Source organism: Streptomyces sp. NPDC127100 (assembly GCF_042724095.1).
Taxonomy (GTDB): Bacteria; Actinomycetota; Actinomycetes; order Streptomycetales; family Streptomycetaceae; genus Streptomyces.
The window spans coordinates 1-12,464 of record NZ_JBHXFL010000034.1; the positions used below are offsets into that span (position 1 = coordinate 1).

Genomic DNA, 12,464 nt, shown 5'->3' on the forward strand with positions numbered 1-12,464 from the left:
AGTCGTTGGTTCTCCTGAGGCCTCATCCATCCAGTCGTTCAGATGCTCACGCGTGAAAGCGAAAAGAAATAAAAGTCTAAAGAAGAGGGGGGGGGGTAGGGGGGTGTATATAGAAACCCCATAAAAACCGCCCCTGACCTGCGGTTATTTTCGTTTCGGGGGGTCCAAAGAATAGGGGTCGCACCCCCTCTGACCTGCGGTTATTTCCGTAGACGCCTTTCACCAAATCCTGGCGTTTTTTTCAAGTATGGCGAGTTTTGGGGCCAATCGGAGCACTTCAGTTTAGCCTTCGGGTGTAATTTGCGAGAATATACTTGTTTGAGTCGACCTTTGGAAAATTTCATACGTGCGAAAAGGCCATAAAGAGCGCGCGCGCGTCCCCCCGTCGCAATTTACTCAAACCCACCCAAACTAGGACATTTTCTTAGGAGCCAAACCGACTGAAACCGGACATGCAAGACATACCGGGGCATCTCGTCGCATCCGACTGATAGGCGATAATGGGGATTATCGGCCACGGACGCGCCGTAGGTCAAGGAATCGTAAACAAAAAGTACGTAGAAAACGCACCAAAACGGACAGTCTATACCGCCTTGTTGTGGGCCAAAACGGACTTTACGTAAGATCACCATTACCTAGCCTTTACACCAGGTGTGTACAATGGAAAGCGCACCGACCGAACGACACGGACCGAACGGCCTACACGCCTTCGACCCACACCGATCGGAACGCCTGGGCAACCAGGCGTGATAGGATGCGAACGCAACAAACCGCACCGCCGGGCACCGCGCTACGACAGGCGGGACCAGGCGGGACGTGGTAGGGTGGTCTCACCACACACCGCGTTCACGCGGTTCGGAACGGCCTAACTGTTCCGGGCGCATGCCACATGCGAGGCGTCGGCGATTCACGGTCCTAGACCGTTTAGCTATCGCCTCGCGGTATGCCGCCGGATAGAGGGCGGGCCGTCTGGTTCCGAACCAGGCGGGAACATGGTAGGGTGGTACCACCGCACCAAACGCGGTGACAGTCGGCGGCCGACTATAACGCTAGGGCCTGGGTAGCCTCAATGCCCGCCTTGCACCTAGGGCTCACGGGGTTGTGTAGGACACGGGTTTCCAGGCGACATTCCCGCCTGGGCGGCTAACCCGTGGTAGGATCGCAACACCAGCTAGACCTGCACCACCTACGTAGGATCGCCCCCGTGGCGTGAGTACGGATAGGCTGCCGTCGCCTGTAAACCGACGGTGCACCACCGGCACGGGATGACTGCCTTCGGGCTGTAAACCGCGCCAGACCCGGTCGGGGTCCGTACCGACCACCAGGCGAACCGGCCTGCGGGAACCTGCCCGTAGGTGTGACGCGAATGGTAGGACTTTAGGTCCATGCCGTAGACCCCAGAAATGGGCGAGCGCGGGTAACGCATAGCCTGGTAGCATTGCCCCCGGACTATGGGGCGCGGCCTGGTTTGACTAACTAGGCGGCACGCGATAGTCTGGTATCCATCAGCCCACACCCGATGACTACGGGAGACAACCATGAACACCTGCACCTCCAGCATCCCCTGCACCGACGCGGCGACGCACGTTGCCCTCATGCAGATCGCCAATCCGTCCGACGAACACCCCACCGGCATCCAGGCCAAACGCCTGTTCTGCGAGTACCACGCCATGCGGTCCGGCGCGTGGGGCATCTGGCCGATCGAAAACGACTCCGACTACGGCGTGCCCCTGGGCGCGGCGGGCCTGGCGATCAACAAGGTCGAAACCGACCGGCGCTACGGGGACATCTCCGAGATCGAATACGACTACAAGATCGAAACCCTCATGGGCGCAATGGGTGACCTGTCCGGCCCGTCGTTGGACAAGATGACCTGCGCCGACATCTACGACCGGGGGTGCACGAATCGCGTGACCGACGAGATTGGTGTAGACTCGGTGTGCGCCGATTGCCACGAGATCGCGGCCCGTGCGATCGGTGACATCGTGGACCCGGTGCCGGTAGGCTCGGACATGGCCCCGAACTGGACGCGACGCCAGGACTCTAACGTGAGGTGGGCGGAACGCCAGGAGCGCAACGGCACCAGGCCCGCCGGGCACGCCGCCGCCGTGTGCCGGGAGCTGTCACGCCTGATCCGTCGCCGGGCGGACCGCGAGGTCGCCCGTCGCACGGCGGAATTCCGGGCAGGACTGGCGGCGGGTGAAATCCCGGCGTATGAGATCGACGGACGCCTGGACGTGATCGACCGTATCGCGGCGGGTGTCACCCTCGACAAGGCCTGACCGCTAGGTCCCCCCGTCTTGAAACCAGCCTACGCCGTGTGCTAGGGTAGTACCACCGCTAGCACACGGCGGGGGGTGGGGTTGAGATGCCGCACCGCATCCGCTAGACTGTTCCACACCAGCCCACATCCGACTGACTATCGGGAGATCATCATGGGACGCCGTACGTCTCGCAACAAATTCCAGGCGCGCGCTGCCGAACACCGCGCGCAGCAGGCCAAACCCAACACCCCCCGCACGGGACCGACCTCGCGTGTCATGCCGACCGGTTCGATCCAGGCTGCCCCGGCACAGGTGCGGTACACGCGCCCCAAGGGCATCAAACTGCAGCCGTTCTCCGACGTGATCCCGTCGACGCCTCGCGACTACGCGACGGTTCGGGCGGATCACGTCACGCAGGACACAATGGTCTGGGCGCGCATCGACGCGGACACCCGCAAAAAGTGCACGGCGTCCGAGGAGAAGTGTCTCGCTAACCACGGGGACAAATGCATCATCGGCCGGGTGTGGGAGAACACCATCCCCGACAGGCAGGCCATGGACTTTGAGCGGATCAAGATGGCCACCCGTCCCTCGCACGAGTCGACGATGATGGCCACCGATCGCCCGTCGGGTGCGGAGAAATTCCACACGTACGCCCAGCGTCACGAGGACGACTCCCAGGCGGGGCTCTACCGCGACGGCCTGGGGCGCATCATGCGCACGGCGGACATGGACGAGTCGACCGATGGTGCGGTTCGTGCCACCCATGACTGGCGGGAATCCGACCCCACACACCTGACGTGTGAGTTGACGGACACCGGCCGGGTGCGTATCATGGTGGTGAACGGCCGGACAGGCGAACGCCAGCCGCGTGGTAAGGTGGTCGTGTACGGCACCGAGGGTGTCATGACCACCACGGACTACGCCCAGATGCACGGCGTGCCGATCCAGCGCAACGCGACCCAGCGTGCGTCGGCGGAGGCGCGCGCCAAGGGTGACCGTGCGGCGGCGCGACAGGCCGAACGCGAGGCACGCGAAACGGCACGGGCGCAGCGCAAGATCGACCGGGCCTCCGGGCGTGGTGCGACGGTTGCCGACCGTCGTGAGCGCGATGAGCGTGCGCGTACGTTCCTGGCCGGACAGGGGATCTCTAACCCCACCGCGCGCCAGATGAACCTCGCCCGTGAGATCATGATTCGTCGCGACCAGGTCGCCGCTATGACCGGGGGTAACTGATCATGACGGTCACGAACGGTCAGACGCCTGCGGTATGGTTGACGCTAGACGAGGCCGACTGGCAGGGTCTCCGTATCCCGGCGTGGGTTTGGGCCGCCATTGGCCCGAGGCGCGTCGGTACGGTCTACCGGTCCGGGTACTGGGGTACCGTCAACACGGTCACGGCCGTGCGCGTCAAGGTCGGGCGCATCCGCCTGCGCGGCGGGCGCATGGTCCCGGCGGCCGTGTCGTACGAGATCACCGAGTACGATGGTGACGACGTGCGCGACAGGTCTCACATGACCGCCTGGCACTACCCGGTTGACTTGCACGGCAGGCCTGATGTAGTCTTGCAGGGACCGGGTGACACCAGGCCCCGCCGCGAACGAGGCCGCGCCTGATGGGCGCGGTACGTCACGGATGGGCGCACCTGTGGTGGATGCTGACGCATGACGCGTCAGCCATCATGTGCACGGTCGCGATAGTCGTCCTGATCATCGGGTTCGTCTTCGGTGACTACACCGACAGGCGCGGCAGGTAGCCATTCCTGCGAGGGTGGTGCGATGTGTGCCGATTGCCATGCGCGCGTAATCTGTGCGCGCGTACGGCGTCGTCTTGACGCATCGCACCGCCGCATGATAGACTTTAGTCAGTTCGTTGGGGAGATCGAATGAACAGCATGCTCGTGGGTAAGCTCAAGTGCACCGACTGTGACAGCATGGTGCCGGACCCGGATCAGGTCGGGGAGGGCAAATTCAGCAACGGCTCGCGGTGCGAGTTCATCGACTGCGAGGGCATCTACCTCGACCCCACCAAGCCGCGCCGCTGGTACGTCAACGTGTACGAGCTGGACCGCGCCTTCGGTGGGCGCGAGGAGGGCGACTGGTGGTACGACACGGGTACGCCCGTGGACTACTACGAGGTATGCTTCACCGAGGCCTTCGCCTGGTTCCGCGCGCGCAAGCTGGCGGCGGAGAAGTACCTGTACGACGGGCTCCTCCTGTCCAAGATCAACTACCACGGGGGATGCTACGAGGTGAAGGTGCAGACGCACCCCGCCAAGGCGTTCCCGGAGACGCGCCCGCACTACGAGTAGGGCTGATCTCGTAGGCGGGTGACGACTGTGTTCCCATGACCAGTCGTGTTCGATCAGGTGCCGAGCCTAGTCAGCTTGACGCACCTGGTCGTTCATGGTAGGGTGGTAACACCAAACGACGGAATGAAAGGTTTGGTCAGATGCTGTGCATCAAATTGACGCAGCCGCTGCCACTCAGCGCGCCGGGTCGACTGTCGCAGTTCAGCGACGTGGACGACTGGGAGCGCCCGGACCTGCGCGAGGGTGTTGACATCATCGTCCTCGGCGTGAACTCCGTCGACTGGGGCACGCCGGACGGCAACGACAGCGTCCTGGCGTGCATCACCGAGTCGTTCTACAACGACTCGACGGACACCTGGGTGGAGTACTGTCCGCAGTCCGGCCTCACCTCCGGTGAGATCGTGCAGTGCAACCTGCGCGAGCTGACCGAGCACGAGTTCGAGCTGCTCATCGAGAAGATCGGCGAGTCGCTCGCGGAGCAGGGCTGCAAGCGCGACGCCATGGCCCACAAGATCAGGCACAAGAAGGGGAACAATGACTGACACGACCAAGTCCTGCACGGAGCTGGCGCTCATCAACCTGGAGCGTACGCTGCGTGACGCGCTCGGTGAGGTGGAGCGCGGCTGTGTGCTGATCGACCGGGAGGGTGACCTGTCCACGGAGGACTGGTCGCGCATCGCCCAGGTCACGCACGCGGTCGGCGACGCGTTGACCAGCCTGAACGTGGAGCGCAGCCAGGCCACCAAGGAGTCGACGATCAAGGAGATCGTCGACTTGCTGGACGGCAACGAGTCCTTTACGATGATCGTGGACAAGGTCGCCGAGGCGGGCCCGGTCACGATCCCCAACTTGCGCGAGCAGCTCCTTGCGGCGTACCGTCGTGGCGACACCGCCGAGAAGCGCAAGAACCGCCTGTACCTGGGCGACAAGATCAAGGAGGCCCTGCGGGGCGAGGAGATGGAGCGCGCCGTCATCCTCGCGGACCTGAACCAGATGATCGGCGAGGAAGGGCACCGGCGGTAATGAACCAGGAGACCTGGCAGAGAGTCGGCAAGATCGCCGCCGAGCATCACGGCGACGAGATCCAGTTCGACGGGCCCGACGCGAGATCGCAGGTCTTCGCGCTACTGGTCGAGGTCGCCGACGTGTACGTGAGCATGGGCGAGGTGGAGCGCATCAGGCAGGCGCTGAAGGTTCGCCGTGGTCACGACGTCTCGCTCGACGCCCTGCTGGAGACGCACGAGGTCTCCCGCCTATTCATGGGCACGTCCGAGCTGGACACCACGCTCGCCGCCGTGCGCGAGAACCTGGTGGGCGAGTACAGTGATGAGCCGGTCGCCAGGCCTGTGGGCCCGGCATGTAACTGTGGGAAACCGCAGATCAAGGCGGCCGCACGGCACGACGGGACGTGCCCCGTATGGCTGGCGGGCAGCAAGGGTCTGACATCCTAGTGAGACCTCTCGTCACGTTCGACCTCGGCGAGTCATCGAGTTGACTCACCGAGGTCGTACGTGGTAGGGTGGTAACACCAAACGACGAGATCTGGAAAGGTGGTGGATTTGGACGCCGACGCGTCCTTCGAGGACGTTGTCAAGGAGGCGCTGAAGTTGAGCGCCGGGCATCCGGGGCTGCCCCGTGAGCACATCGACCGAATGGCTGATATGCTCATGGAGGCGGAACCGGCGCAGTTCATCGAGTACCGAGCGTTCGTCATGGACCACATGCGCGACCTGCTCCTAGGTCTGCAGCTGGAAGACGCAACGAAGTTGACTCGCGTCAACCTACTGTGCGCCGACGCCATGCGTCGCCGTAAGGCAGCGCGCCGTCGCGAGGGTTAGTGCGAGGGTGGTGGTGTGTGTGCAAACCGATGAGGCTTGCGCATACGCCGCCAGTGTGATAGACTTAGATACACGAGAGGGGGAGCGTTGATCAGCAGCGCACGCGAGGTTCCCGAACTTCGCGCCGAGATGCTACAGTGGGCTCGTGATCCGTCGCGTGACGGATTCGCGAACTGGCTCGGCATCATGGTGCGACCGGAGACCTTCGAGGCCGCAGGCTACACGCTCGAGTGGTACGTCGAGCGGTTCGCCATGCGACTGCGCGCGGCAGACCTGTACTGCGTGTCCAAGGACATGACGTACCTGGCGCGGCATTCGGCTTCCAAGTTGGACAACGACGTGGTACTGTTGCCCGACGAGGTGCCGAGCGACTTCGGTTTCATGGTGTACCTGGAAACGCCCCTCGTGGGCGAGCAGTACACCGAGGTGACCGGCAAGGGCTTCGGTCTGGTGACATGGTCCGTGATCGGTGATAGAGTCTTCCTGGACTTCTTCGCGCCGAACGGGCCGGGCCTCACCATCGGCGCGCAGTACGGCCCCGCACTGGATGCGGCGGTCGACTCCACCCAGAGCGGTGGCGACGCGGTCGACGTACTCCAGGCGATCAGTAACGCGTTGCCTGAGTATGCGCGCAACCGCCGGGCTCCCATCCACATCAGGCCCGCCTGTGGGTACACGTTCACGCGTCAGCTGGAGTTCACCTTCGGCGAGCCGCTGTTCAATGACCTCAACATGGCGGGCGGTCTGGATCTCCCCACCTGGACGAACGAGAAGCGCGAGCTGGAGGCGCTGAAGGTCGTCGTGGCAACCTGGTTGCTGATGGGGCAGAACATCGTGCGCGTGTCGCACGTCGACCCGGACCGCAAGGCCCAGAAGCGTATCTCGCGTATCGAGGACGAGTTGCGCACACTCAACTCGGTACGGTATGCTGATCTGCGTAAGGTCAGCTACCCCGAGCGCGAGGTTGCCGACGAGCCCGGTACGCGCAACTACCAGGTACGCTGGATTCAGTCCGGCCACTGGCGCACGCTGCGCTCCGACTTCTACAAGGAGAAGCGCGGCCAGAAGGTGTGGGTCTCGGAACACATCCGAGGCCCCGAGGGCGCGCCGCTAGTCGTGGGCCCCAAAGTCAACATGCTCAGGAGGTAGTACCATGAATCGACCCGACCTGCTGAAGCATCTACTGGAGTGGCGCGACTCGGTGCCGCTGGGGACGGAGGAGTCGATCGCCAAGATCGCCTTCTTCAAGTCCTCGCAGTATCCCGAAGGTGACGCCGCCGTGGGGGCACTCGTTGCCCGGCTGTATCCGCCGGGGGCTCGCCCCATGCCCGAGGGCTTCCAGGAGGTGCGCACCCCGGCTGGAGTGCGCAAAATCCGCACGATCCCCAGGCCCAACGACCCGGTCCTTCTCGGGCCGGACAAGTTCGCCTGGACGAACGACTACTCGTTCATGCGAACGATGACCTGTCAGAACCACCCGACGGCGCGGTACTTGACAAAGAACCCGTTCGATCGTAGCATTCACATCAGAAGGCTGCCCGATGGGGACGACTTCGAGCGCAGCGACACGGGCGAGTGCAAGTGCCCGATCACCGATCTCGTGCCCGTGTACTCGCAGCACTACGTCGACCTCCTGGACAAGTTCAACAGCGAGGCGTTCGAGGCGGACGCCACCGACGGCTCGCCCGAGTCCGGCCCGGACTTCAATTTCCCGCTGTTCAAGCTGACCGGCAACTTCGAGGACGGCTGGGTCCAGGTCACGCGCGAGGGTCGCGGAACCTTCGACGACGAGGTATGCTGGATTCGCCCGAGCGAGTCCGGCGTCGAGGTGCGCGAGGATGCGCCGTGAGCCTGATCGAGGTTCCGGACTCGAATGGCCCCGTCCAGGTTCACATCACCCCTGAGGGGTGCATCAACGTCCTCCAGACGGGAGATGCAATCCACTTGTGCGACCTGGATGAGTGGGATAAGCTCGACAAGGTTGTTCGAGCGGCTCTTCGTGGGCCCGACACGCAACCGTCGGGGGACGCCTAGAGAGGCCGCCACACCGCACGGGTAACCCGTTGCCGGGCCGGTTCTGCGCACGTCACGCGCGGCACCGGAACGGCACCAGGCCACCTGTTGCGCACGCAACGTGCGAGTCTAGTCCGATCAGCCAGCTTGACAAAGCCTGATTGATCGGGTAGGGTGGTAACACCAAATGGCACAGCGAAAGGTTGTTCAGTGGCACCGACACCGACTGATGTCATCGCCATGCTGGACGAGTTGTTGGGTCCGCGTGATCCGGCTATCGTTCAGGCTGAACGCGAGGCTGCGAACCGTCAGGCGCTCGGCCTGTTCATCAGGCCCGAGAACTTGCCGAACATCCAGACCAAGGGCTGCCCGAAGTGTCAGGGCAGTATGTACAAGACCGTCGACAAAGGCGGCTCGCAGTGGATCTGTCAGAACAGGCGCTGCGGGCACATCGAGGTGATCAAGTGAGCAAACCGTTCGTCAAACTGGAGCCTGCGCCCTTCCCTGGGGCGGTCACGCGCATCCAGTCCGGCTTGCGCCCCCTGAAGGAGGGCGACATCATCTCGATCGAGTGGCATCACAATCAGCCCGCCCTCGGTCAGGACGTGGCCGGGAAGGTCAAGTACCTCGCCATGCGCGAGGGAGTCGGCAAGTTCGGCGCGATGTTCGAGGCAGAGATCACGCTCGAAGCGGGCTGGTACTCGATGGGCCTCGACCACATCCTCACGCCTGTTCCGGGCTCCGAGGAGGACGAGGGCGAGTCGGTACTGAGCTTCAAGCCGACCGTCAACCGCGCCGACTGGGAGCACACGTTCAAGCTCTCGACGACCGATCAGCCTCACTGGGACCTGTTCATCATCGGCGGCAGTGACGAGCGCCTGGCCGAGATCGCGGACCTCGTCGGCAAGTCGGTCGAGGAACTGACCGCGCGTCACCGTTAGGCGTCCGTCGTGCAATGGGTGACGAATGCGCAGGCCGTCGCGGCTTCGTGTTCGTCACCCGTTGTGCTCCACCCGGAAATAAGGGATCATGACCGAGGAGAGAACGTTGGAAGGCTCGTTGCACGACTTGAGCGTCGTGACTGGCTTCCTCACGCGGGTATTCGACTCGTACTTCGACGGCGAGACCGACACTGAAGAGTGGCGGACCTGGGACGCGAAGTGCAAGTCGGTGCGGCGCGTGCTGTGTGAGCGCATCAACTCGACGCTCGACGTGTACGAGGGCCGCGCCGACGGTCGAGGCATGTCCGCGCGTGGCGAGATGCTGCTGGGCATGGTGGAGGTCGACCTGAAGAAGTTCGACATCCATCGCACCCCGGACGGCAAGCTCTTCACGTACGAGGGCATAGAGCGAAAGGGTACTTCGGGTGACCGAGAAGAGAACGGGGAAGACGCTTCTTGACAAGGTCGGGGACACCCCTGGATTCACCTTGCGGCCCGGTGCGGGCAGCAAGGTGATCGTCCAGAGTCTCGCGACACGCAAGCAGCGTACTGTCAACCTGCTCGACGCGGGTAGGGAGTACGACAACGCTGTCAAGAAGCTCCGCGAGATCGGCTGGACATTCGACCTGTACGAAGGTTGGCAGGAGAAACGCCGATCTGCTAGACTCGAACGGTCAGCCGGGGTTGAAGCCGAAGCCCTCCGGGAGTTGCAGGAGCGGGAGGCGTCCGACGTTCCGGTGCCTGCAGCGCCTGGCATGGACAAGGTCATGAACGACCTCTTGACGGACGCACTCGGGGCAGTCGACGCCCTGAAGGGTCGACTGCGCGTGCTGCACCAGAACAACCGTAATGGCGAGCCGGTGAGACCCGAGGCCGCCATGGATCTGCTGACGATGCACATGGCGTCCATGCAGAAAGTCGTTGACATAACAGATGAACTGCGTCGCCGAGGTATGGTAGCCAAGTCGATGCGCTGATACCCGTTCGTCAGTTCGGGTGATTGGCCGATTTCGGAGGGTAGTCATACCCGGATTTCCGCGCTATGGTGTTCCTAGGGGAAACCCTGATCCCAGGCTCGCCTGTTGCGGATGACGGCGTCTCGTTCTAGGTGAGCGGACAGGCGGGGAAGGTTTCGACCTTCCTCGCCTGTCGTCACTTGACTCGACAGCACGGAACGACTAGACTCCGAGATGGACAGAGGGTGAGAGCGGGATGTACGATCGTCCAGCCGACGACCCCACGCCTGGCGTGGTAGAGTCGGTCAGACAGGGGATGCGCTTGTTCATGCGGGCGCATCATAACCGAGAGGAGCTGGCCTTGCAGAGGCGACGGCTGCTTCAGACCATGCTCGGCGCAACGGGGCTGTATATGACAGACGCCATGATCAGTGCGACTTCAGCACAGGCCACCACCCAGGAGGCCACGGCGGGCTCGGGCGAGGCACTCGCCACGCTCACGCGCACGCTGCACGAGATCTGCATCGCCCACATGGCCGGTGCGCCAGTTGTGCGTTCCCAGGAACGTGCGCTATCGTGCTGGCGTGACGCACTGGCGGCGAAGGTCAACGTCACGGGGCCGCGCTTCCTGCGCGCCGCCGAGATGGAGGCCAAGGCCGCCTGTCTGGTCGCCCAGTTCCACGGCGACCTGGGCCAGGACGACCTGGCCGTACGCTGGTACGCACGCGCGCTGGCCGTTGCGCCGATCAGCGACCAGCGCGCGTGGATTCACTCGTGCAGCGCATGGGTGCCGATGTTCAACGGGAACGGAGAGGGAGTCGTGCGCGCGGCGCAGAAGGCGCTGGAGTTCGCCACGATCTCCAATCCGATGCAGGAGGCGTTCGCCTTCAACCAGCTCGCCCGTGGTCACGCCATCCGAGGTGACCACGACCGTGCGCTGGAGGCGCTGATCAGCGCCGACAAGTCCTTCCATCGGTACGGGTACTATGGCAAGAACACCTCGCCGAGCCTGGACGGGTTCAGCAGGTGGCAGCACGCGGCGTATGCTGCCAACACGTACTCGATGCTGGGCGACGTGCACCATGCACGAGCTAACCTCGCCGTCATGGCCGAGGCCCCGTTCGTGAGTGGCATCAACCACATGCTTCACAAGACCAGCGAGGCCGTGTGCCTCGTCCACGAGGGCGAGCCGGACGGCGCAGTCGAGATGGTGCAGCAGTGCATCGACAGCCTCGACCCCGAGGACGCCGCCACGCAGCCGGTACGCGGACGCGCACAGATGTTCGTGGACCAGATGCCCACCAATCTGCGGAAGGCGCGCGCCGTGCGCGACTTCCGCGAGTACCTCGCCGCAGCCTGATTCCGGCGAGTGCGCAGTCCCCGTTCTCGGATCTCCCCCGTACCGAGGCGGGGACTGTGGGCTTTCCGGCACTGGAATCGCTCAGTTAACTCCTGCCGTGCTTGGGTTGCAAGACAAACCCCGGCATGGTAGGGTGGTAACACCGAATCGGAACTACGAAAGGTTGCCTCATGGGCGACGGAATGAGTATGCGCGAGCGCGCGGATCTCGACAGCCACATCACCGGCGGAGGCTCGCCCGGCATCGCGGACGACGTACTGCCCGCCGCGCCGGTCGTGCTGGCCTGGTACATGCTGGACAAGCGGCACTGTCCGATGGCCCCGGAACTGGTCGAGGCCATCGAGAAGGCGATCAACGAGGACGGCCTCGAGTCGCCGACTGCGCTTGCCCTGATCAAGGGCTACTACAAGAGCACCTTCAGGGCCACCGACCCGGTTCAGCACGACGCGTACGAGGCGTTCGCGCGAGGCTGGCTCGCGGGTGTCGAGTCCGAGGCGCTCGAGCTGGAGTCGACCAGCGGCGACTTCGAGGCGGGGCACTTCAGCTACCTCCTCGGCCACATCGCCGGTGACCTGGCCTACAACTACAGCTGGGCCACGCCGTACGAGCAGGACGACGAGGCCGACGACCTCACCTCGGTCGAGGAGAACGAGGAGCGGGACGAGTCCGACAAGATCGAGGTGACGCACCTCGCCACCGACGAGGGCGACGCCTGATCTAGTCCCACCCCCGAGTGCAGCCTCGCTGGTCGAAACCGGCGAGGCTGCGCGCCTCCGGGAAT

17 protein-coding genes are annotated in these 12,464 nt (G+C 63.8%); all 17 read left to right on the forward strand.

Annotation, left to right across the window (positions count from 1 at the left end; translation table 11 throughout):
* Positions 1-1,538 precede the first annotated feature (1,538 nt).
* Positions 1,539-2,282 (forward strand): hypothetical protein, encoded by a 744-nt coding sequence (locus ACFWJB_RS25815; RefSeq protein WP_386925135.1) that lies wholly within the window; start codon positions 1,539-1,541, stop codon positions 2,280-2,282.
* Positions 2,283-2,435: 153 nt separating this feature from the next.
* Entirely contained in the window at positions 2,436-3,500 is a 1,065-nt protein-coding gene (locus ACFWJB_RS25820) for a hypothetical protein (RefSeq protein ID WP_386925137.1), read from the forward strand.
* Positions 3,501-3,502: 2 nt separating this feature from the next.
* Positions 3,503-3,880 carry a hypothetical protein gene (locus tag ACFWJB_RS25825; RefSeq protein ID WP_383146530.1) on the forward strand — a complete coding sequence of 126 codons (378 nt, stop codon included), beginning with the start codon at positions 3,503-3,505 and terminating at the stop codon, positions 3,878-3,880.
* Positions 3,880-4,020: a hypothetical protein gene (locus ACFWJB_RS25830; protein WP_383146531.1), complete on the forward strand. Its 141-nt coding sequence runs from the start codon at positions 3,880-3,882 to the stop codon at positions 4,018-4,020. The genes ACFWJB_RS25825 and ACFWJB_RS25830 overlap by 1 nt, the downstream gene beginning before the upstream one ends.
* 129 nt (positions 4,021-4,149) lie before the next feature.
* The gene (locus ACFWJB_RS25835; protein WP_383146534.1) at positions 4,150-4,575 is read left to right on the forward strand and encodes a hypothetical protein; all 426 of its coding nucleotides are present in this window, start codon (positions 4,150-4,152) and stop codon (positions 4,573-4,575) included.
* 140 nt (positions 4,576-4,715) lie between these two features.
* Positions 4,716-5,117 (forward strand): hypothetical protein, encoded by a 402-nt coding sequence (locus ACFWJB_RS25840; RefSeq protein WP_383146537.1) that lies wholly within the window; start codon positions 4,716-4,718, stop codon positions 5,115-5,117.
* Complete coding sequence (locus tag ACFWJB_RS25845; RefSeq protein ID WP_386925140.1) at positions 5,110-5,598, forward strand: hypothetical protein; 489 nt, start codon at positions 5,110-5,112, stop codon at positions 5,596-5,598. Before ACFWJB_RS25840 ends, ACFWJB_RS25845 begins: the two co-directional genes overlap by 8 nt.
* Positions 5,598-6,026, forward strand: a complete 429-nt coding sequence (locus ACFWJB_RS25850; RefSeq protein WP_383146543.1) for a hypothetical protein — start codon at positions 5,598-5,600, stop codon at positions 6,024-6,026. The genes ACFWJB_RS25845 and ACFWJB_RS25850 overlap by 1 nt, the downstream gene beginning before the upstream one ends.
* A gap of 108 nt (positions 6,027-6,134) precedes the next feature.
* Positions 6,135-6,413: a hypothetical protein gene (locus ACFWJB_RS25855; protein ID WP_383146546.1), complete on the forward strand. Its 279-nt coding sequence runs from the start codon at positions 6,135-6,137 to the stop codon at positions 6,411-6,413.
* Positions 6,414-6,500: 87 nt separating this feature from the next.
* Positions 6,501-7,562 (forward strand): hypothetical protein, encoded by a 1,062-nt coding sequence (locus tag ACFWJB_RS25860; RefSeq protein WP_383146549.1) that lies wholly within the window; start codon positions 6,501-6,503, stop codon positions 7,560-7,562.
* A 4-nt stretch (positions 7,563-7,566) separates the two neighbouring features.
* A complete protein-coding gene (locus tag ACFWJB_RS25865) occupies positions 7,567-8,262 on the forward strand; it encodes a hypothetical protein (protein ID WP_386925143.1) in 696 nt (231 codons plus the stop codon).
* 374 nt (positions 8,263-8,636) lie between these two features.
* Positions 8,637-8,894: a hypothetical protein gene (locus ACFWJB_RS25870; RefSeq protein WP_383146484.1), complete on the forward strand. Its 258-nt coding sequence runs from the start codon at positions 8,637-8,639 to the stop codon at positions 8,892-8,894.
* Positions 8,891-9,367: a hypothetical protein gene (locus tag ACFWJB_RS25875; protein WP_383146481.1), complete on the forward strand. Its 477-nt coding sequence runs from the start codon at positions 8,891-8,893 to the stop codon at positions 9,365-9,367. Before ACFWJB_RS25870 ends, ACFWJB_RS25875 begins: the two co-directional genes overlap by 4 nt.
* Positions 9,368-9,455: 88 nt before the next feature.
* A complete protein-coding gene (locus ACFWJB_RS25880) occupies positions 9,456-9,827 on the forward strand; it encodes a hypothetical protein (RefSeq protein ID WP_383146478.1) in 372 nt (123 codons plus the stop codon).
* On the forward strand, positions 9,793-10,344 hold the full coding sequence (locus ACFWJB_RS25885) for a hypothetical protein (RefSeq protein ID WP_383146475.1): 552 nt from the start codon (positions 9,793-9,795) through the stop codon (positions 10,342-10,344). Before ACFWJB_RS25880 ends, ACFWJB_RS25885 begins: the two co-directional genes overlap by 35 nt.
* A 403-nt stretch (positions 10,345-10,747) precedes the next feature.
* Positions 10,748-11,683: a hypothetical protein gene (locus ACFWJB_RS25890; protein WP_386925146.1), complete on the forward strand. Its 936-nt coding sequence runs from the start codon at positions 10,748-10,750 to the stop codon at positions 11,681-11,683.
* Between the two features lie 170 nt (positions 11,684-11,853).
* Positions 11,854-12,399 (forward strand): hypothetical protein, encoded by a 546-nt coding sequence (locus ACFWJB_RS25895; protein WP_386925148.1) that lies wholly within the window; start codon positions 11,854-11,856, stop codon positions 12,397-12,399.
* Positions 12,400-12,464 lie beyond the last annotated feature (65 nt).

Excerpts from the sequence above, each read along its gene's own strand:
- ACFWJB_RS25815 (WP_386925135.1), top strand. The coding sequence starts at position 1,539 with ATGAACACCTGCACCTCCAGCATCCCCTGCACCGACGCGGCGACGCAC.
- ACFWJB_RS25820 (WP_386925137.1), top strand. The coding sequence starts at position 2,436 with ATGGGACGCCGTACGTCTCGCAACAAATTCCAGGCGCGCGCTGCCGAA.
- ACFWJB_RS25825 (WP_383146530.1), top strand. The coding sequence starts at position 3,503 with ATGACGGTCACGAACGGTCAGACGCCTGCGGTATGGTTGACGCTAGAC.
- ACFWJB_RS25830 (WP_383146531.1), top strand. The coding sequence starts at position 3,880 with ATGGGCGCGGTACGTCACGGATGGGCGCACCTGTGGTGGATGCTGACG.
- ACFWJB_RS25835 (WP_383146534.1), top strand. The coding sequence starts at position 4,150 with ATGAACAGCATGCTCGTGGGTAAGCTCAAGTGCACCGACTGTGACAGC.
- ACFWJB_RS25840 (WP_383146537.1), top strand. The coding sequence starts at position 4,716 with ATGCTGTGCATCAAATTGACGCAGCCGCTGCCACTCAGCGCGCCGGGT.
- ACFWJB_RS25845 (WP_386925140.1), top strand. The coding sequence starts at position 5,110 with ATGACTGACACGACCAAGTCCTGCACGGAGCTGGCGCTCATCAACCTG.
- ACFWJB_RS25850 (WP_383146543.1), top strand. The coding sequence starts at position 5,598 with ATGAACCAGGAGACCTGGCAGAGAGTCGGCAAGATCGCCGCCGAGCAT.
- ACFWJB_RS25865 (WP_386925143.1), top strand. The coding sequence starts at position 7,567 with ATGAATCGACCCGACCTGCTGAAGCATCTACTGGAGTGGCGCGACTCG.
- ACFWJB_RS25880 (WP_383146478.1), top strand. The coding sequence starts at position 9,456 with ATGACCGAGGAGAGAACGTTGGAAGGCTCGTTGCACGACTTGAGCGTC.
- ACFWJB_RS25890 (WP_386925146.1), top strand. The coding sequence starts at position 10,748 with ATGATCAGTGCGACTTCAGCACAGGCCACCACCCAGGAGGCCACGGCG.
- ACFWJB_RS25895 (WP_386925148.1), top strand. The coding sequence starts at position 11,854 with ATGGGCGACGGAATGAGTATGCGCGAGCGCGCGGATCTCGACAGCCAC.